Annotated in this window: 17 protein-coding genes; 12 read left to right on the top strand and 5 right to left on the bottom strand. The window is 49.4% G+C overall.

The features are described from left to right. Positions 1 to 426: 426 nt before the first annotated feature. Positions 427 to 618, bottom strand: a complete 192-nt coding sequence (locus tag ACFQNG_RS06235; protein WP_379864028.1) for a YgaP family membrane protein — start codon at positions 616 to 618, stop codon at positions 427 to 429. 135 nt (positions 619 to 753) lie between these two features. Between ACFQNG_RS06235 and ACFQNG_RS06230 the strand changes: the two genes are divergently transcribed. Together ACFQNG_RS06230 and ACFQNG_RS06225 are read left to right on the top strand one after the other, a co-directional pair. Further along, positions 754 to 2,505, top strand: a complete 1,752-nt coding sequence (locus tag ACFQNG_RS06230) for an adenine deaminase C-terminal domain-containing protein (RefSeq protein WP_379864027.1) — start codon at positions 754 to 756, stop codon at positions 2,503 to 2,505. A 1-nt stretch (position 2,506) separates the two neighbouring features. After that, positions 2,507 to 3,244: a Type 1 glutamine amidotransferase-like domain-containing protein gene (locus tag ACFQNG_RS06225; protein WP_379864026.1), complete on the top strand. Its 738-nt coding sequence runs from the start codon at positions 2,507 to 2,509 to the stop codon at positions 3,242 to 3,244. A gap of 61 nt (positions 3,245 to 3,305) precedes the next feature. Here ACFQNG_RS06225 and ACFQNG_RS06220 read toward each other — a convergent pair whose 3' ends face one another. Continuing rightward, positions 3,306 to 4,130 carry an ABC transporter ATP-binding protein gene (locus ACFQNG_RS06220; RefSeq protein ID WP_379864025.1) on the bottom strand — a complete coding sequence of 275 codons (825 nt, stop codon included), beginning with the start codon at positions 4,128 to 4,130 and terminating at the stop codon, positions 3,306 to 3,308. Between the two features lie 394 nt (positions 4,131 to 4,524). Here ACFQNG_RS06220 and ACFQNG_RS06215 point away from each other — a divergent pair, with 394 nt between their 5' ends. The 4 genes from ACFQNG_RS06215 (at position 4,525) to ACFQNG_RS06200 (ending at position 8,032) form a co-directional block, all read left to right on the top strand. Then, on the top strand, positions 4,525 to 5,865 hold the full coding sequence (locus ACFQNG_RS06215) for an O-antigen ligase family protein (RefSeq protein ID WP_379864046.1): 1,341 nt from the start codon (positions 4,525 to 4,527) through the stop codon (positions 5,863 to 5,865). A gap of 94 nt (positions 5,866 to 5,959) precedes the next feature. Continuing rightward, positions 5,960 to 6,586, top strand: coding sequence for a 3D domain-containing protein (locus ACFQNG_RS06210; RefSeq protein WP_379864024.1), 627 nt, complete (start codon positions 5,960 to 5,962; stop codon positions 6,584 to 6,586). A 344-nt stretch (positions 6,587 to 6,930) separates the two neighbouring features. Then, positions 6,931 to 7,827: a DNA-3-methyladenine glycosylase family protein gene (locus ACFQNG_RS06205; protein ID WP_379864023.1), complete on the top strand. Its 897-nt coding sequence runs from the start codon at positions 6,931 to 6,933 to the stop codon at positions 7,825 to 7,827. Positions 7,828 to 7,882: 55 nt separating this feature from the next. Beyond that, positions 7,883 to 8,032 (top strand): hypothetical protein, encoded by a 150-nt coding sequence (locus tag ACFQNG_RS06200; RefSeq protein ID WP_379864022.1) that lies wholly within the window; start codon positions 7,883 to 7,885, stop codon positions 8,030 to 8,032. A gap of 114 nt (positions 8,033 to 8,146) precedes the next feature. Here ACFQNG_RS06200 and ACFQNG_RS06195 read toward each other — a convergent pair whose 3' ends face one another. Together ACFQNG_RS06195 and ACFQNG_RS06190 are read right to left on the bottom strand one after the other, a co-directional pair. Next, the gene (locus ACFQNG_RS06195; RefSeq protein ID WP_379864021.1) at positions 8,147 to 9,031 is read right to left on the bottom strand and encodes a mechanosensitive ion channel family protein; all 885 of its coding nucleotides are present in this window, start codon (positions 9,029 to 9,031) and stop codon (positions 8,147 to 8,149) included. Positions 9,032 to 9,153: 122 nt separating this feature from the next. Further along, positions 9,154 to 10,140 (bottom strand): metal-dependent hydrolase, encoded by a 987-nt coding sequence (locus ACFQNG_RS06190; RefSeq protein ID WP_379864020.1) that lies wholly within the window; start codon positions 10,138 to 10,140, stop codon positions 9,154 to 9,156. A 680-nt stretch (positions 10,141 to 10,820) separates the two neighbouring features. Here ACFQNG_RS06190 and mutY point away from each other — a divergent pair. Together mutY and ACFQNG_RS06180 are read left to right on the top strand one after the other, a co-directional pair. Beyond that, on the top strand, positions 10,821 to 11,900 hold the full coding sequence (gene mutY / locus ACFQNG_RS06185) for an A/G-specific adenine glycosylase (protein ID WP_379864019.1): 1,080 nt from the start codon (positions 10,821 to 10,823) through the stop codon (positions 11,898 to 11,900). A gap of 83 nt (positions 11,901 to 11,983) precedes the next feature. Next, positions 11,984 to 13,684: a VanW family protein gene (locus ACFQNG_RS06180; RefSeq protein ID WP_379864018.1), complete on the top strand. Its 1,701-nt coding sequence runs from the start codon at positions 11,984 to 11,986 to the stop codon at positions 13,682 to 13,684. A 72-nt stretch (positions 13,685 to 13,756) separates the two neighbouring features. Here the strand turns inward: ACFQNG_RS06180 and ACFQNG_RS06175 are convergent, their stop codons facing one another. Further along, positions 13,757 to 13,963, bottom strand: coding sequence for a hypothetical protein (locus ACFQNG_RS06175; protein WP_379864017.1), 207 nt, complete (start codon positions 13,961 to 13,963; stop codon positions 13,757 to 13,759). 82 nt (positions 13,964 to 14,045) lie between these two features. Between ACFQNG_RS06175 and pabB the strand changes: the two genes are divergently transcribed. The 4 genes from pabB (at position 14,046) to ACFQNG_RS06155 (ending at position 17,437) form a co-directional block, all read left to right on the top strand. Beyond that, the gene (pabB, locus tag ACFQNG_RS06170) at positions 14,046 to 15,491 is read left to right on the top strand and encodes an aminodeoxychorismate synthase component I (protein WP_379864016.1); all 1,446 of its coding nucleotides are present in this window, start codon (positions 14,046 to 14,048) and stop codon (positions 15,489 to 15,491) included. Between the two features lie 95 nt (positions 15,492 to 15,586). After that, complete coding sequence (locus ACFQNG_RS06165; RefSeq protein WP_379864015.1) at positions 15,587 to 15,760, top strand: hypothetical protein; 174 nt, start codon at positions 15,587 to 15,589, stop codon at positions 15,758 to 15,760. Between the two features lie 416 nt (positions 15,761 to 16,176). After that, the gene (locus tag ACFQNG_RS06160; RefSeq protein WP_379864014.1) at positions 16,177 to 16,893 is read left to right on the top strand and encodes a hypothetical protein; all 717 of its coding nucleotides are present in this window, start codon (positions 16,177 to 16,179) and stop codon (positions 16,891 to 16,893) included. 97 nt (positions 16,894 to 16,990) lie between these two features. After that, the gene (locus tag ACFQNG_RS06155) at positions 16,991 to 17,437 is read left to right on the top strand and encodes a GNAT family N-acetyltransferase (RefSeq protein ID WP_379864013.1); all 447 of its coding nucleotides are present in this window, start codon (positions 16,991 to 16,993) and stop codon (positions 17,435 to 17,437) included. Positions 17,438 to 17,442: the final 5 nt, after the last annotated feature.

The raw sequence follows: 17,442 nt of genomic DNA, 5'->3' as shown, positions 1-17,442 counted from the left end.
TATGAAACGACCACCCGGACCGGAATGCGCAATGGACAACCGTTGTTTTAGAGTTAAGGGCCCAAGAGATGGCGCAGGATGGTTATCTCTTTTTATCGTACCGTCAATGGCGTTTGGTTGGTAGAGTCAGTTTCCCCGAAATATATCGATTTTCCAAACCATTAGGAGGGGAGAGGAGATGGATGTCGAAAGTAATTCAATACTCTGAAAATAGTTTGATCTGCAACCAACTTTCTAACCAAGTTTCTTGGAAACTATTATACAAAAAAGTCTGAATATAGGCAAGGGATTTGCACTCATTTTTTTATATTTTTATTCTATTTGTATATTGAATGCCTGTGTCAATATCATTTGACAGGGAAATCGTTGATTGATGAATATATGAGCCCCGATCTCCCTGTACGCAAACTTCGACAAGTGGTGAATTTATGAAGTGCGTTTATTCATCATATCGAGCATGGGACAATAGCGAATGATTCCTTCTGCCACTTTCATCGCTGACATGATCGCGATCATATAGGGGAAGTTGCGACGGCCTTTGGCCGCACACCAAGCCAGTCCAACCAAGCCGCAAGTGATTCGCAAGAGTGCATCGACCGTGCCAACATTTTGCTTCATAAAACGACCTCCTCCTTTCGCTGCTTAGCTGCTCGGGATTAGTCTGTTGCCTTACAGACGGTTCTATGCGAGCGGAAGTTGCCAGGTTTTGACTAGGAGGGCGTGGCTCAAACACACTTGAAGGAGGAAACGAACGTGGTCACAAAAACATTTGCAGAGCACCAAACCCTGTTGGATGTGGTGATGGGTCGCAAGCCGCCCTCTCGCGTCATCCGTGGGGGCCAGGTGTTGAATGTACACACAGGGCGCTTGGAAAAGAAAGATATCGCCTTGGCTGGCCGGTGGATCGCTTATGTGGGTTCCCTGGAGGAAAGCGGGTTGCTGTTTGACGAGTCTGTGGCCGTGGATGATGCGAACGGACGCGTTTTGGTACCGGGTTATATCGAGCCGCACGCCCACCCCTGCCAGATTTATCACCCACTATCTCTGGCGTCGAAGGCGGTGCAACATGGAACAACTGCATTGGTTTGCGATACGCTGCCCTTCTTTATGCAGTTGGAGACAATCGAACTGCTGACGCTTTTTGATGAGCTTCAATCCTCGCCGGTGAAGTTTTTCTGGTGGGGCAGGCTGGATTCCCAAACGCTCCTTAACGAAGACGAAGCAATGACGATCTTCGCCAAGGAACGGGTGCAATCCATTTTGAATTCCCCGCATGTTGTGCAAGCGGGCGAGCTGTCCGATTGGATGCCCCTGTTGTTGGGGGATAAAAAAATGAATGCCTGCTTGCTGCATGCCAGGGCGCAGGGAAAGCGGATTGAGGGGCATGCGCCGGGGGCCTCTTACCGTACGCTTTCCCGTTTGGCCGCGTTGGGGGTGACTGGGGATCATGAGAGTATCACCGCCCAGGAAATCTGGCGTCGGTTGGAGCTGGGTTACATGACGACGCTGCGTCATAGCTCAATCCGCCCCGATTTGCCGGAATTGTTGCAGGGATTACTGCAATACGACGATGTTCCTTGGCATCGTCTCATGATGACCACCGATGGAGCCACCCCCGCATTCTTGGCCCAGGGCTTCACCGACCATCTCTTGCGGTTGGCCTTGGAGCAGGGTGTGGATCCCATCCATGCCTACCAGATGGTCACAATCAATCCGGCCACCTATTATCGGTTGGATGAACACATCGGCAGCATCGCACCGGGGCGTTTGGCGGATATCAATCTGCTCTCTTCACTGGTTGAGCCGACGCCGCTCGGGGTGTTAAACGAGGGGGAATGGATCCGGCCGGCCACCCAGGCACCGACCCTTCCGGTGAAGGCACAAGCTTGGGGAGGCACGTTTCAGATTGCGCCGGATGAGTTGATTGTCGCGCAGACGGAAGAGGGCACCGTTCCCGTCATCAATTTGGTCAATGCGGTCATTACCAAACTGTCACTCGAACCCGTCCCGCTTTCCCGCGATTTCCGCTTGCTTCCGGATGAAGATGACCGTCTGGCCGTATTTATGATTGATCGGCATGGAACATGGATAACCGGTGCCTATGTGCGGGGGTTTGGACGACGGATTGACGCCTTTGCTTCCAGCTACACCTGTACCCATGATTTGCTGTTGATCGGTCGGGACGCCCGAGCGATGGCCAAAGCCGCCAACCATGTGTTGGAGCGGAATGGTGGGATCTATTGGTTGCAGGATGGAGAGGTCCGATTTGAGCTTCCGCTGCCGATTTTGGGTACGATGAGTGATCTCACCGTGGATGAGCTGATCCCGCTCTGCCAGGGGTTGGTGGAGCGGTTGAATGAAGCCGGTTACACGTTCCTTGATCCGATCTACACCTTGCAGTTCCTCTCTTCCACCCACCTGCCCCAAGTGCGCCTGACGAGCGCAGGAGTGGTGAACGTGAAAAAGAAAAATGTGATCACTCCCCGCTGTGAGAGGAAGGGTTAAGATGCGGCGCAAAAGACAAATCATTGCCATGGGCGGGGGCGGGTTCTCCATGGAACCGAAAAATCCCTTATTGGATCGCTATATTTTGGCACAGACGGGTGTGGCCAAGCCGCGCATTTGTTTTGTGCCGACAGCTAGCGGAGATGCGCGCTCTTATATTCGCCGGTTCACCCGCTTTTTCGCTAAAGAAGCCTGCCACCCCACCCATCTGTCTCTGTTTCGCGCGGAAGTAACCGATTTGTGCGATTTTATCTTATCGCAAGACGTGATCTATGTGGGGGGAGGGAATACCCGCAATATGTTGGTGCTTTGGCGGGAGTGGGGGATCGACGAAATCTTGCGGGAAGCGTGGCGACAAGGAGTGGTCCTGGCCGGTCTCAGCGCAGGCGCCAATTGCTGGTTTGCTTCGTGTGTCACTGATTCCAACCTGGGTGGATTATCCGCTTTGCCCGCCTTGGGCTTGCTTGAGGGAAGCTTTTGTCCCCATTATGACAGTGAAGCGAGTTGGCGGACTTCCTATCACCGGTTATTGCGGTCGGGGCTCATCAAACCGGGCTGGGCCTGTGATGATGGGGTTGCGTTGCATTATGTGGATGAGGGCCTCCATGCCATCGTCAGCTCTAGGGAACATGCTTTTGCTTATCAAGTGGGGCTGGTTGATGGGAAGGTTAACGAATCGAAAGTGACCCCCCGTTATTTGGGGGATCAAAATGAAAAAACTCCGCTGGGCGCGGAGTAACTTCCTGCTAATGCTAATGCGTGTCTGGCCAAGCTGTGTGCACCTTAGCTTGCCGGCGCCCCTATTTGCCCATGGCAAGAGAGGAATGCGCGGATAAATCCCTTCCTTTGCCATAAGGAATGCAGAAAGGGGTACCGGCAATCGGGTCCGTCATCACCATCGATTGCAATTGAAAGACATCCTGCACCAATTTTTCTGTTACAATTTGTTCAGGTGCTCCTTGGGCATAGACTTGTTTATTTTGAATTGCGATCATGTGGTGCGCATAACGGCAAGAAAGGTTGAGGTCATGCAAGACCATGACAATCGTCCGTTTTTCTTTTTCGTTCAACTCGTACAACAGGTCGAGGATTTCAATCTGATGCGTCAAGTCCAGATACGTGGTCGGTTCATCCAACAGGATAATGTCCGTATCTTGCGCGAGCGTCATCGCGATCCAAGCACGTTGCCGTTGTCCACCAGACAGGTCGTCTACAGGGCGATGGGCGAGCGTTGTGAGCTGTGTCTTCTCAAGGGCCCAGTTCACTTTGGCCTCATCTTCTTTTGACCACTGGCGAGCCCATGATTGGTAAGGATAGCGCCCTTGTTTCACCAATTGGAGGACGGTTAGCCCTTCCGGTGCTTCCGGCCCTTGCGGCAGGATTGCCAATTGTTTGGCTACCTCTCTGGTGGACAACGTGTTGATTTCTTTCCCGTTAAGGAGGATTTGACCCGCCGCCGGTTTAAGCAAGCGGGCCAAAGACCGAAGCAAGGTGGATTTGCCGCAACCGTTGCTTCCCACAAGAACCGTGATCTTGCCATGAGGGATGGTGAGATCCAATTCTTTGATAATGGCGGATGCACCATATGACAATGTTAATTGTTGGGTAGTAAGACCTTGAGCCAACAGTATCGCCTCCATTTGAAATTTAACCCAAAACCGTACAATTCCTTCTGATTTCATTCTATGAGAATGTTTTTCAATCGTCAATGAAAATGATATTGATTATCATTAAATACTTCTGACATTTGACCCCTGCACACACATTGGTTATATTAGACACTATGGTAGGGTGATACAGGTTAAGGATTTTGTCCCAATTACCCTACCTTTTCTATGACCATTTCCTTTTTTTGTAGAAAAAAAGAGGGAAAGAAAAAGGATAGAATCGAATTTGAATAAAATAGGTTTACCTCTGCCCGCACCTAAGGAATAAGAAGAGTGGAGTGGCGAACAATATGGTGAAATTGGGTAATAATGGGGTGAAAACTTCTGAATAAGGGAGTTTATACTTTTGAAGGTGATTAATCGTACTGCAATAAACTGGCTGATGCTGGGATTGTTCATATCCATTGTTGTGTCCACGTTTTTGCCGCCCGTCATGTTGGCGATCGTCGGGATCCTCATGTTGGCGGCATACCGGGACAAGTGGACGGTTAATGAATGGCCGGAGAAAATCTATATTGGCTTTATCGTTCTTTCTTGCATTAGCTGGGTTTACAATCCATCTTGGTTTTACTGGGTGCCGATCGGCATTATCCCCATTGTAATGTTTGGTCTTTACTTTTTGCTATCCCAATGGGTTCGTCACGTGGTCAAATGGTCTTGGCCGGAGGTGCAACGAGCCTACCTGATTTTTTGGTTGGCCGGTCTTTATGTCGCCCTGATTGTGATCATTCAACAAATCGATTGGCATGTGATCAATAACTTGCTGGGACCGCTGATGGATTTTTACAGTGATCATCGTTGGGAATCTGAGCATTCGGTACGGAGTGTGGGGACATCGGGGAACTCCAACTTAGCCGCGGCATTGCTTATCTGTTTCGCCCTTATGAGCATTTATGCTATGTCGATTTTAAAGAAGCCGTGGCAAAAAATCGGAGCTTTTGCCGTGTTTGTCCTTTATTGTGCGGCAATTTGGTGCACCGGATCGCGCGGGGCATGGGTAGGCCTTGTCATCGGGATGATCGTCCAACTCTGGATGACGGGACATCGTAAACGGACAGTGACCATTACTTTGGCGATTCTGCTGTTCGTCTATCTCTTTCCGCAATTCATTCCCAGGAAAGAGTCGCTGTACGCCACCATTGAAGTTCGTCTTAAAGTGTGGCTGACGGCGCTTGACATCTTTAAGGAAAACTGGTTGTTTGGTGTTTTGCCATTGCACTTTGGACAGCTTTTCGCCAAAATCGCCGGATTTTATGTTTGGCATGCCCATAATATTTTTCTCGGAGTGGCCAGTGAATATGGGATTATTGGACTTGGCCTGTTCTTGGCCCTTGTCTTCATGACCATTCGCCGGGCTCGCCGGTGGCGGAAGCAGGCCAACCAGAAAGAAGAGAAGCGGCTTGCGGGGATGTTGCTTTCGTTGACGATTGCCTTATTGGGACATGGCATGTATGATTACCCGATCATCGCCCCCCAGGTCGGTTTGATGTTTATGTTGAGTGTCATCATGATTCATACGCAATATGAACGGCGTTGTCTGTGTAAACCCATTTGGGATGAAAGAAGCAAAGCCCAGGCATCGGAATGGACGATCATGAAAAGGATGCTTTCAGCCGCGGTGGTTTGGCTGAAAGGCGGACCTTTGCGGGTGTTGGTTGATCTCGTTGGAGGTAATTATCGAAAACGGGCTTAAATGGCCCGTTTTTTTGTTGTATAAAATCGGCGTCTCCTGTCTAGACTGGATACCAACTCTAGCAATCTATCAAAATAGAGGGGAGATCCAAGCCATGAAAAAGATGGGAAGCACCGCTTGGGGATTGGCCTTATGTTTGACGATCGGTATGGCGCTGATGGCCAGTCCGCAGGTGAAAGCCGAAGAAGCTTACATGAAAATTAAGGTGGAAAAAGGAGATACATTAACCGAGCTGGCACGAAAACACGAGACAACCGTAGCGGAACTTCAGCAAGCAAATGGGTTGATGAGCCCTGATTTTATCCGGATTGGTCAGGTATTGCGCATTCCGGGGCAAGCTGAAGCGGCGCCGGACCAGGAGCAAAGCAGCGACAGGGACTCCGCTCCTGATGTGCCTGTGATGACGCGTGGCAGTCAGTTGGGTGAATTTATCGTAACCGCTTATACAGCGGGACCGGAATCAACGGGCAAACAAGCAGGGGAGCCTGGGTACGGGATTACTTCCAGTGGCCAACCGGTTCTTGAAGGAGTGACGATTGCGGTGGACCCTGAAGTAATCCCCATCGGCTCGCGTGTATACATTGAAGGGATTGGTTACCGGATCGCCCAAGATACGGGATCGGCGATCCGAGGTAAGCGGATTGATCTATATATGAACAGCGTGGCTGAAGCACGGGCGTTTGGAGTCAAGCGAAATGTCCGTGTCGAAGTAGTTGAGTAATATGGCTTAGACGCTTCTGAACAATCGATTTTAAATGGAGCGCTTCAGCATTCGCTGCGATTGTAGGGTACAGTCTAGAAATGATCTAGGCTGTTTTTTTCATGATGAAATTATAACGTGCATTGATGGTATGGGAACCTTTGTGTTCTGAACAAAAAGTGACGATGATTTTGAAATCGTGTGAAAACGGGTTCCATGGTACAATAAACACTAACTGGAAAGGGCGAGCCTGATGAAGTTGGTGACATTGTATCGGCCGGTGGGACAAAAGGAGTTTGAGCTGATTCGAGAGAGTAGCTAATCAATACGCGTGAAATAATTTTCATTGAGAAGGAGTTGGCTTTGTGGAATTTTTTTTGCCGTTAAACTACCCCTATTCCTTTGAAAAAACGATAAAACGATTGCGTACCTTTGAGAAGAGCAGTTTTGCTGCGGCGGGAGAACGATTGTCCCGCACCATTCACGGCAAACGCGGACCGCTCCTGTGCACGATCGGGCCGGTCAAGGGAGAAAAAGCGCTGCATGTGAAAATCGAGGGGAGTCTGGCCGAAGGTGAACAAGAAACCTTAAAGCAAACGTTGTCCCGGATGTTCAGCACCGCTGTCGATTTGACTCCGTTTTATGAACAGATGGGGCGGGACCCCGTCTTGGCGCCTGTGATTGCGGCCCGGGAGGGGATGCACTTTGTGTTGGAACCCAGTTTGTATGAATGTTTGATTAAAACGATCATCGGCCAACAGCTCAATGTTTCTTTTGCGGCGACGTTGATCCGGCGTTTTCAGGAACGGGCCGGCGGAAAAGTGTCCTTCCACGGACGGGAATGGCCTCTTTTTCCCACGGCGGAACAAGCGGCCCGGTTGGAGTATGAAGATCTGCAAGCACTCCAATTCAATCGACGCAAAGCGGAGTATGTCATTGATCTTTCCCGACTGGTGGCCAATGGGGAATTGGACCTGGACTCGCTGTGGGAGCTAAACGATGAAGAAGTCTTGCGGATGTTGTTGCCCATCAGAGGGATTGGACGTTGGACAGTGGAATGCGTCTTGTTATTTGGCTTGGGACGCCCCGATTTATTGCCCGCGGCCGATATTGGTTTGCGCAATGCGCTGAAGCGTGTTTACCGGCTTGACCATCAGCCATCGGAGGCGGAAGTGCGGAAATTGGGGGAAGAATGGGCGCCTTACCGCAGCTATGTGACGTTTTATTTGTGGGATACGCTAGATAATATGAAGTCGGGTTGAGCAAAATGTGATATGATCATCATAATGAATGGAAGATGAAAAGGAGGCGCTCCTCTTGGCTAAGAAGAAAATAAGAGAAAAACGTGTCGCCGCCGTGGATGCAAATGGCGTGTTGATGCGCGATCTCAAAGCGACGGCTTTGTGGATCAGCATTGCGGTGGGTGTGGTCGTGGTGATGGCGATTGTGGAGCGGACATTATTTTAGGAAAACCATTGTGAGACCCCTTGCCGTGTGATTGCGGTTGGGGGTTTTTATATGCAAAAAAAACCTCCTCTTTCGCCTTCATTTTCAGGCAAAAGGGGAGGTGGGTGTGCAGCTTCAACTTTTCACTTTGGCGGCCAGCTGCGCTTGTTCCAGCTGGTCGGGACTGTAAATCACACTGCGTGGATAAGCGATCTGAATCCCTTGCTTATGCAAGCTGATAACCGCTTCCTTGCGCATCTCCCGTTCGAGGGACCAATGTTGTTCCGGTTCGCTTAATGCGGTGACGGTAAACTCCACCCCCGTTTGGTCGATCCGGGTGATGCCCATCACCTCAGGTGGTTCGATGAGATAAGGGGCATAGCGTTTGGCGATGGAACTGCATACTTGATCCAATGCCTCGTTTACCACGGACAAGTCGGATTCATATGGCACCGTCACAGCCACAATCGCCCGCATCTTTTCGCGGTTGTAGTTGGTCACCTGCGTGATGTTTCCATTGGCGATATAGTGAAGCCGTTGGTTGAACTCGCGGATTTTGGTGACGCGCAACCCCACTTCTTCAACCGTTCCGTTGATTTGCCCGTTAATCTCCACGAAATCCCCCACTTCCAATTGGCTTTCAAAAATGAGGAAGAAACCCGTGATGATGTCGCGGACTAAGTTTTGCGCCCCAAACCCGATGGCCAGCCCCAAAATTCCGGCACCCGCCAAGACCGGCAGTGGATCAAAGCCAAGATTGATCAATAGCGTAAGCACTGACATAAAGTAGATGCCGTAACGCGAGATGGATTTGATCAATTTGCGCAAGGTATTGGCTTTTTTGCTTTCGATGCGGCTCAGTTCAAACACCTTATCGATCAATCGATCAATAAAGCGGAGGGCGATCACCGTCAGCAAGATGATGAGCATAATCTCTCCGATAGGGAGCAAGACGTATTGGACAGGATTTTCAATGATTTTGGCAAAGAGGGTTTTGGTTTCCGTTGCGAAATTGCCCACCGAGGAAACCTGCTGTTGTAGGGTTGTCGAGGTTTCTTGTTGCATGGTTAAGGACGTGCACCTCCGTAACGCAAAAGTTTATTTCAACCTTATGGCCGCGCCATCGGTTTGTTCGCTATCGTTCATACGGACGGCAAGGACTCTTTGACTTTCTTGTCTAATTGCTCTTGGCTGATCCACCCTACAAAAGAGTAAAAAATGTTATATTCTTGGTCAAGTAGGGCAACTGCCACAAATGGGAAATGTTTCTTGGAGTGATACCGCACATCGATCCATCTCACCTCATAACCGTATGGACGCTTGCGGACTTCAGGGTAGCCAAAGGAAGTGAAGTCCAAAAAAGCCGCGATGGGCTCCGCTTTTTGGGATTGTTTGGTGGCTGGATGATCAAGTCCCTTCGTGGAGATCTTACCCGTCCACAACAGCTGGTTACTTCGAATTTCCCCCAAATGGACTTCTTCCGCAAATTCGGCGATCACTTTCCAACGGGACCAGTTGCCAGTGGGGATCAATGTATACCGGCCGGGCCGATTGCCATGGTTTTGCTGTACTACCTGGATTAATTGTTGGCGAATCCATAGCCGGATGATGATATAGACGGCAATGATCAAATCGATGATGAGAAAGAGAAATCCGATTCGGCTTGGGAAAAACCACCAAAGGAGAAAACCTGCCAAATGAATGGCAAAAATAAAGGGATCGAAGATAGCCAATGTGTGAAAGGCGATCCATTTTTTTGTAAATGGGCGTCCAGCCTGTGTCCCATAAGAATTAAACAGGTCGATAAAAATATGGATGAAGACAGCCAGAAAGGTCCACCACCAGAGATGAACCAGGTTGGCGCCGGGTAAGAACAGATGCAGTGCGGCGACAATGAGGCTGGGCCAGATGATCAGCATAGGCAGTGAGTGGCTGAAGCCACGGTGCTGTCGAATATAGGTGGCGTTGCCACGAATGCGATAGATCGTATCCGAATCAGGCATTTGGGACCCGATCACCGTACCCAAGAGGATTGCTTGCGCGTTGTCAGGATTGGCACCGACGGTGGGATCGAGTTGTGCCAAGCCAAACAGTCCAATCCCCATCACAAAGTGGGTGGCCGTATCCATTCACCATCCCCCCTAAAAAATAATGGATTTTATATATTTTTTTCTGTCATTGGGAATATCAACCGCTTCAAACAGGTTTTTCTGCAGTAAAGTGGTGATAGAGACTTCTACAAAAGTCTAACAGATTTTTTAGTGTGATGGGTGAAAACTTCCTTGAGAAGGAGTGAAGATTGTTGTATTTGGTATGACGCTCAAATGGATGTGGAGTGGAGCAAGCACCTCCCAAACTGAAAAAGACCTGCATGCCCGCGATCCCAGTTAGGCAAATCACGATCAATCAGGGCTCATCGGGGAAATGATTCATGCGGCGACATGGGAGAGAGCAGAACAGGCCACGCTGATGCGCATCGCGATGGAGAAAGGTATGCATTCATGAGCTGGCTCCACGGGCCATCGGGGAACGCAGCGAAAATCCGAATCGTGGGTTTTCGACATGTTTCAACGAGTAGCTTCATACTCTTCATCTTGGAAAGCTTTCACCCAATCAGGGCGGAACAAAACACGGTATTTTCGTTTATCATATCCTGCAAGCACTGATTTCTTAAGGAATGTTAAAAATCTGTCTATATCCTTTGGTTGGAATAACGGTGTATGATGTATATAACCAATCTTTTTAATAAGGGATTGCGCTTACACTTCCTTTGACTTTGCCGGTAATTCAGTGTAAGGAGGCAAAGGGTTTGGGTAAAAAAGATCATCTAACCATAGATAAGGAAGTGGTTCAGGTTATTGGGCGGGAACTCCTCGATTGGTATTATCGCAATCGACGGGATCTTCCTTGGCGGAAGAATCAAGATCCATATAAGATTTGGGTCTCGGAAATCATGCTTCAGCAAACCCGTGTTGATACTGTTATTCCCTATTTTCAGCGCTTTATTGAACAATTTCCCACACTGGATGACTTGGCTCAAGCACCAGAAGAACAAGTGATCAAGGCGTGGGAAGGGTTAGGGTATTATTCGCGCGTTAAGAATTTGCATGCTGCAGTGAAAGAAGTATCGGCCAAATATGGAAGTCAAGTTCCTGATGATCTAGAAACCATTTCCAAACTGAAAGGGGTTGGCCCATACACGGCTGGCGCGATTTTAAGCATTGCTTTCAACAAAAAAGCGCCAGCGGTCGATGGAAACGTCATGCGCGTCTTTTCACGTCTGTTTGCGCTGACGGATGATATCGCGCTGGCCTCAACCCGAAAAAAGATGGAGCATATCGCACTGCAAGTGATTCCGAATAATGTGCCGGGTGATTTCAACCAAGCACTGATGGAATTAGGTGCACTCATATGCACGCCATCGTCACCTCAATGTTTATTCTGCCCTTTACGTTCTGTCTGTAATGCATATGCGGAGGGGATTGAAGAAGAACTTCCGCGGAAAAAGAAAGCAAAACCGCCAAAACAGATGAAAATGGTGATGTTGTGGCTGTCTCAAGGTCAGCGGGCCCTGATTGAAAAGCGGCCCGATGAAGGCCTGCTTGCGGGCATGTGGGGACTGCCGACCATCCAAGTCGCTGAGGAAGAATCCATGCAGGAAGCACACCTGTTTTGTGACAAAAACGGGTTGAATGTTACGAATATAAAAGTAGCGGGGAAATTTGAGCATATCTTCAGTCATCAGCATTGGAAGGTAACGGTCATTCAAGGTGAAGTAAGCGAATGGGCTTCTCCTTTGCCTTCATCTTGGTCTTGGATGACAGCGGATCAAGTGAATGAAAAACCATTTTCAAACGTTTATCGTAAAGCACTGCAATTATTCATATGATTTTTAAATGACCAGGCAACTTAATGGAGTCTCAAAACCAAATGTTTTTCAATCGATTTACATCAGATAGGGAGAGAGTTTCAGTGGAAAGTAAAAAACCGATGGAAGAGCAGTTGCCTGAAGGGAAGAAAGATGCGGCAGAAGAGTTGCAATCGCCGGCAAACCATGAAAGTGATGAGCAAATGGCCGCGGCGCCAGAACCTGATGCCGAAATGAAGCCAACCGCTCCGGTTGATGAAGTGACGGAAGAAATAAATAGCGGGCATGCAGAAGAGGTGAAGGGGGAAAACGATCCCCAACCTGCCGGTGCAAAGGAAGAGACGAAAGCGGAAGTGACAGAAGAGGCAAAAGAAGAATCATCGCACGATCGTGCGTTTGACACGATGGAGCTTAAGATTTTTGGCCAATGGGACACGGATGGTGAAGCAGCGCCGACCATTGGGCAAAAGAAAGAAGCAGATGCGGCGCCGGATGAGGCCTTGGCGGCAGAAACAGAAGAGACCGTGCAAAATCAACCGGAAGAAGTGGTATCAGCGGCGGAAGAGCGCCAACTAGTCAAGGAGGCCCCGGTCTCCACGCCTGCCTCTGTGATGGTTGATTTCAGCGAGGATATCGCCGAATTTGAAAAAAGAGAGACCCGAGCGGCTGAAGAAGCCCAAAAAGCTCCGACACAAGCGGAACCAGTTCCTGTCGAGGCGGGTGGAGTGCCGGACGATACGGGCGTGTTCAAATCGGTGAAACGGGAAATCCGCAGCACTCCGAGACCGAAGAAACTGTTGGTGGCCGCGATCGCTTCAACGATGGTAATCGCGGGCGCGGTGGGCTTCAGCGCCTTCGCTTATGAGCAACAATCCACCGCTGTGGCGGATACGCCCAAAGTGCAACCGGTCAAGAAGCCCAACCTGTTCCAGCTGTACTTGGATGACCAAAAGTTTGAGCTTGACTTGAACACGATCGGTTATGACGGCAAAAACCAAAACACGATTGACCAAGGCAAGTTGCGCGCTTGGTTGGACACCGTGCAAAAGCAAGTGAATGTGGAACCGAAAAATGCGGAAACCACACGCTTGGGTGCCCAGATTACGCCGGAAGAACCGGGACGTAAGGTGGATGTGAAAAAGGTGGAAACGTGGCTGAAGAATATCAAGCCATTGATCAATAAACCGCAACGAATTCCGACGATCACGTTGAAACCACTTGTCACAACGGAAGATATCAAAAATGTGGATAAAAAGCTAATCGGCAAATACGGCACCAAGTTTGATCCAGGGAACGTGAACCGGACGACCAATATGAAGCTGGCTTCCAAAGCCATCAGCGGACTCATCCTCATGCCGGGTGAGAAGTTCTCCTTTAATGCGGTTGTGGGTCCACGCACGGCCAAGCGCGGTTATAAAACGGCCGGTGTGATTGTGAAGGGTGAGTTTACAGAAGGCATCGGCGGAGGCATCTGCCAAGTATCGTCCACCTTGTTTAACAGTGTGGATGAAGCCGGGCTGAAAATGGTGCAAGTCAATCACCATAGCGCCGAAGTGACCTATGTGCCCAAAGGACGGGATGCGACGGTTTCTTGGGGCGGGCCCGATTTCAAGTTCAGAAATAACCTCAATAAGCCCGTTTTGATCAAGATTAAAATGGCGGGTCCTTACCTAACGGTTTATACCTATACGGCCCCAGGGGCGAAGGTGAACAAGAAAAAAGTTCAAGCGGCTCCAGAAACGTTTACACAAGTGAAAGTCAATCCAACGAAGCCGTCGGAACAATTGCCCAAGACAGGAAACTAATCCACCCCTTCGCTCGATTTTGATGGTTAAACACCCGGTCAACCCGGGTGTTTTTTCATGTGGACGGGACATTCATTTAAAAGGTTGATCCGGTTGAATGGCGGCCAGACCACCGCGCTGTTCAATTTCCCTGATAAGGTCATGGTGCAGACTGATCCCTTGCACGTTCATCAACGGGGACATCTGAGCCATCACAAAATGATGATAAGACAATTCTTCCATGGTCCACTGCGATAAAGGAAGCATGCTTAATTCGTCAAACGTTCTACCCTCATACACAGGTATCACCTCCCGCTTAGTATGAGAGGAATTGGGCAAAACATACATAGAACGGGTTGATTACAAGAAAGGCGAGAATGCGATGAAATGGCTGATAGAGGAAATTCCATTTCCGATTGATTTGGAACAGGTTTTTGCAGAATTGTATCAGGAGGAGCCTTATGCGTTTTGGTTGGACAGCTCCCGCCTGATCACAGGATTGAGTCGTTATTCCATGATGGGCGGCCAACCGCAGTTGATCTTGCGGAGCAAGCATGGCCAAACGGAGTGGATGGACGGGGGCGGAGTGCGAAAGCGGATGGAAGAATCGCCTTTCGCCATGTTGCGGCGAGCATTGGATTCCACTCGATGCCATATGGGGATCGAGCCCCCGTTGCCTTTTGTAGGCGGGTGGGTCGGATACGTGGGATATGAGTGCAACCGCTATCTGGAACAAGTGCCTGTCCATCAGCTTGACCCCACCCAAGCACCTGACATGATCTGGATGTATGTCGACCAAGTGCTGATATACGATCATCTGGAAGAGAAAGCCTATGTGAGTCACCTATATGAGGGGGATCCGGCTTTGGCCAAGCGAACCGTGGCGACGTGGATGGGCAAGTTGCGTGAAGCGATGCGGCAACCTCCCTCTCCGCTTTCCATTCCGGAGGCGGCTTCGGCGGAGCAGGAAGAAACCTTTCGCATGACGGTGACTCCGGACTCGTACCGTGAGCGGATAGGGCGGATCAAAGAATATATCGGCCAAGGCGACATTTATCAAGCGTGTTATACCTATCAATTTGAAACGGATTATGCGGAGGATCCGTTCCTTCTCTACCGTATTTTGCGACACATCAATCCGGCCCCGTTCGCCGCTTATTTACGATTGGGGGAATGGACGGTGGTCTCCTCTTCTCCTGAGCGTTTTTTGCGTATGGATGAACACCGGGTGGTGGAAAGCAGGCCGATTAAAGGAACGCGTCCACGTGCCGCAGAAGTGGGGGAAGATCGGCGGTTGATGCGGGAGCTTGAGACCCATCCCAAGGATCGCGCGGAAAATGTGATGATCGTCGATCTGGTGCGGAACGACTTGGGACGAGTTTGCGACACGGGCTCCGTTCGTGTTCCTAAGCTATTGCAAGTCGAGTCTTATGCCACCGTCCACCAACTAGTGTCAACGGTCGAAGGGACGCTATCCGCGGAACGTTCTTCGCTGGATGTGATTGAAGCGGCATTTCCGGGGGGATCGATGACGGGAGCTCCCAAGATCAGAGCCATGGAAATTTTGCATGAAATGGAATCGGTGGCACGCGGCATTTATTCAGGGGGACTCGGCTATATCGATGTCCGGGGGTCGTTTGACCTGAGCATGGTGATCCGTTCGATCGTATGTCATCAAGGAAAGGCCTTTTTCCACGTGGGTGGGGGGATTGTGGCCGATTCCGACCCTGACAGAGAATATCAAGAGACGCTGGACAAGGCCCGTGCGTTGCAAAAGGCGTTGTCACTGGCTAAATGGAAGCGGACAGAAACGCAAATGACCTGTTGATCGTTATGGTCAACAGGTTTTTTGTATGCAAAGGGTGACGGCCCGCCACTCGAGTGGCAAATAAAAGCAAGGGGCATGCTACGAAGGGTGATCGTATGATTGTGCGCTTTGGGTTTGTGGCGATGAGCAGTCATGTGAAAAACGCATCGCCAGCCAAAACCATGACAGTGAAAGCTTTTCAACAAATTGGACAGCCGAAACTTACGATGGAAAAAATCATTCTCATCACCACCGCTGCAATCACCAAGGGGAAACCGTGGAAAGCTTAAGGCCGAGAGTTGTGTCTACTTGGTCAGGGGAACCGTTTTCCCCCAAGATCCATATCTCAGTCCCAAAAGTGAAACGGATCATCGAGGGCATGCGGATTATGTGGAGTTGGATGATATCTATCCTTTTCTAACGATGGCCGCTTCCCATATTGATCAACTGGATGTCATGATAGAGGCCAAGCGGAAGGATGGAGCGTTGTTTCGCTTTTATCAAAGTACAGCACATATGTGCGTACCTTGTTTTCTATAAAGTCTCCTTTCTTTCCTGCCTAGAAAAAAGTTTGTTATAAACATCCCCGTAATGGGGATACTAAACAAAACACCATTCATCCCGCCACTTTAGAAGTGGGGGACTTCTTACGCAAATATGCTAAAATAAGAAGAGGGGATAGGTATGGCAGGTGAGGGGGGGAAAGATGGCAAGAGGACTCCCAAAGGTGAAAGCGGTGTTGGCGTCATCATCTTCTGGAGCAAGAAGAATGTGGTTTGCCTGGGTTTTTAGAAGTTCTGCCTGCTTGCATGGGTTGGCTGGCCTCTTCATGCTCTTTGTGCTCGTCCATGCCATGAATGGAAGTTGGGTCATGCGGACGAAGTTTATCGTGCAAAATGAATGGCTTGTGACGGTTTCTTGGTCAAGTCTGCTCTTATCCAGTTTGAGTTTTGTCAGCACTTTCGGCATTTTGACTTACGCCTTGGACAAACAATTTCGGTTGATTCTGCAATGGGCTTGGATGATTCAGTTGATAGGCAATGCAGCGCTTGCGCTTCATTATGTGATTCAAATGGTGTTGTATCCGGTTTTGTTGAAGTACCTTGTTCATATGCCGACCACTGCTTTACTGCATCATGTCAAAGAATGGGATGCCTTGCTCTCACACCTTGCCACCGTGTTTGCCCCATCATGTTTAGCGGTCGGGGGCTTTATTTATACCGCCGCCATGTTTTACACCCAGGGTTTTTCCCGTCGGTTGAGTTGGTGGTCCCTCAGCATTTGGATCATGCTGCTGGCCGGTTCGGTAGTCGTTCATTGGTCATTGTCGACATTTTCAGTCTTTTTGGGCTTGACGTTGGCATTCTATGTACCTTGGCTATGGAAGGCGGCAAAAGAGCTGAAACCTGTATGTTCTAGATAAACCTTCCATACAGACTCGGATTGAAATGGAAATCAATCTTGAGTTACAATAAAAAAGCCAAATTAGATGTATATTTCCCCATTGGAGGAGAAACTTTATGCGCCTACGGTCTTTTCAGCTTGCCGATGCCCATGATGTCTCCCAGATCTGGCAAATGACCGCATCACACGAGCAAGAAAAAGAAACACTACAAGTCTTGGCAGAGCAACTAGGCTTTGATCGTGATTTGGTAATCGTAGCAGAAGCGCCGGATAAAAGAGTGGTGGGAGCGATAGTGGGTACCATGGATGGGCATACGGGGTTCTTCTACTGCTTGGCTGTTCATCCTGAGTACCAAAAGCGCAAAGTTGGCACGATGCTGGTGCGCGAATTGGAGCAACGCTTTTTGCAAAAGGGTGTGAAAAGGATTTGGATCACGGTGGACGAAGGTACGGAAAAGTTGTTTCCTTTTTATCAGTACCTTGGATATACCAATAGTTGTTCTACGCGTTTGGAAAAGGAACTTTACTCGGTATCTTCCGGTCCACATGAACGTACTGGTTAGTTTTT

Source organism: Laceyella putida, assembly GCF_042665195.1.
Taxonomy (GTDB): Bacteria; Bacillota; Bacilli; order Thermoactinomycetales; family Thermoactinomycetaceae; genus Laceyella; species Laceyella putida.
The sequence above is the reverse complement of the archived record's forward strand: the minus strand, read 5'-3'. Positions and strand labels throughout refer to the sequence as shown.

Coding starts and splice junctions, on each gene's coding strand:
- ACFQNG_RS06235 (WP_379864028.1), bottom strand. CDS start 618: ATGAAGCAAAATGTTGGCACGGTCGATGCACTCTTGCGAATCACTTGC.
- ACFQNG_RS06225 (WP_379864026.1), top strand. CDS start 2,507: ATGCGGCGCAAAAGACAAATCATTGCCATGGGCGGGGGCGGGTTCTCC.
- ACFQNG_RS06210 (WP_379864024.1), top strand. CDS start 5,960: ATGAAAAAGATGGGAAGCACCGCTTGGGGATTGGCCTTATGTTTGACG.
- ACFQNG_RS06190 (WP_379864020.1), bottom strand. CDS start 10,140: ATGGATACGGCCACCCACTTTGTGATGGGGATTGGACTGTTTGGCTTG.
- pabB (WP_379864016.1), top strand. CDS start 14,046: ATGAAATGGCTGATAGAGGAAATTCCATTTCCGATTGATTTGGAACAG.
- ACFQNG_RS06165 (WP_379864015.1), top strand. CDS start 15,587: ATGATTGTGCGCTTTGGGTTTGTGGCGATGAGCAGTCATGTGAAAAAC.
- ACFQNG_RS06160 (WP_379864014.1), top strand. CDS start 16,177: ATGGCAAGAGGACTCCCAAAGGTGAAAGCGGTGTTGGCGTCATCATCT.
- ACFQNG_RS06155 (WP_379864013.1), top strand. CDS start 16,991: ATGCGCCTACGGTCTTTTCAGCTTGCCGATGCCCATGATGTCTCCCAG.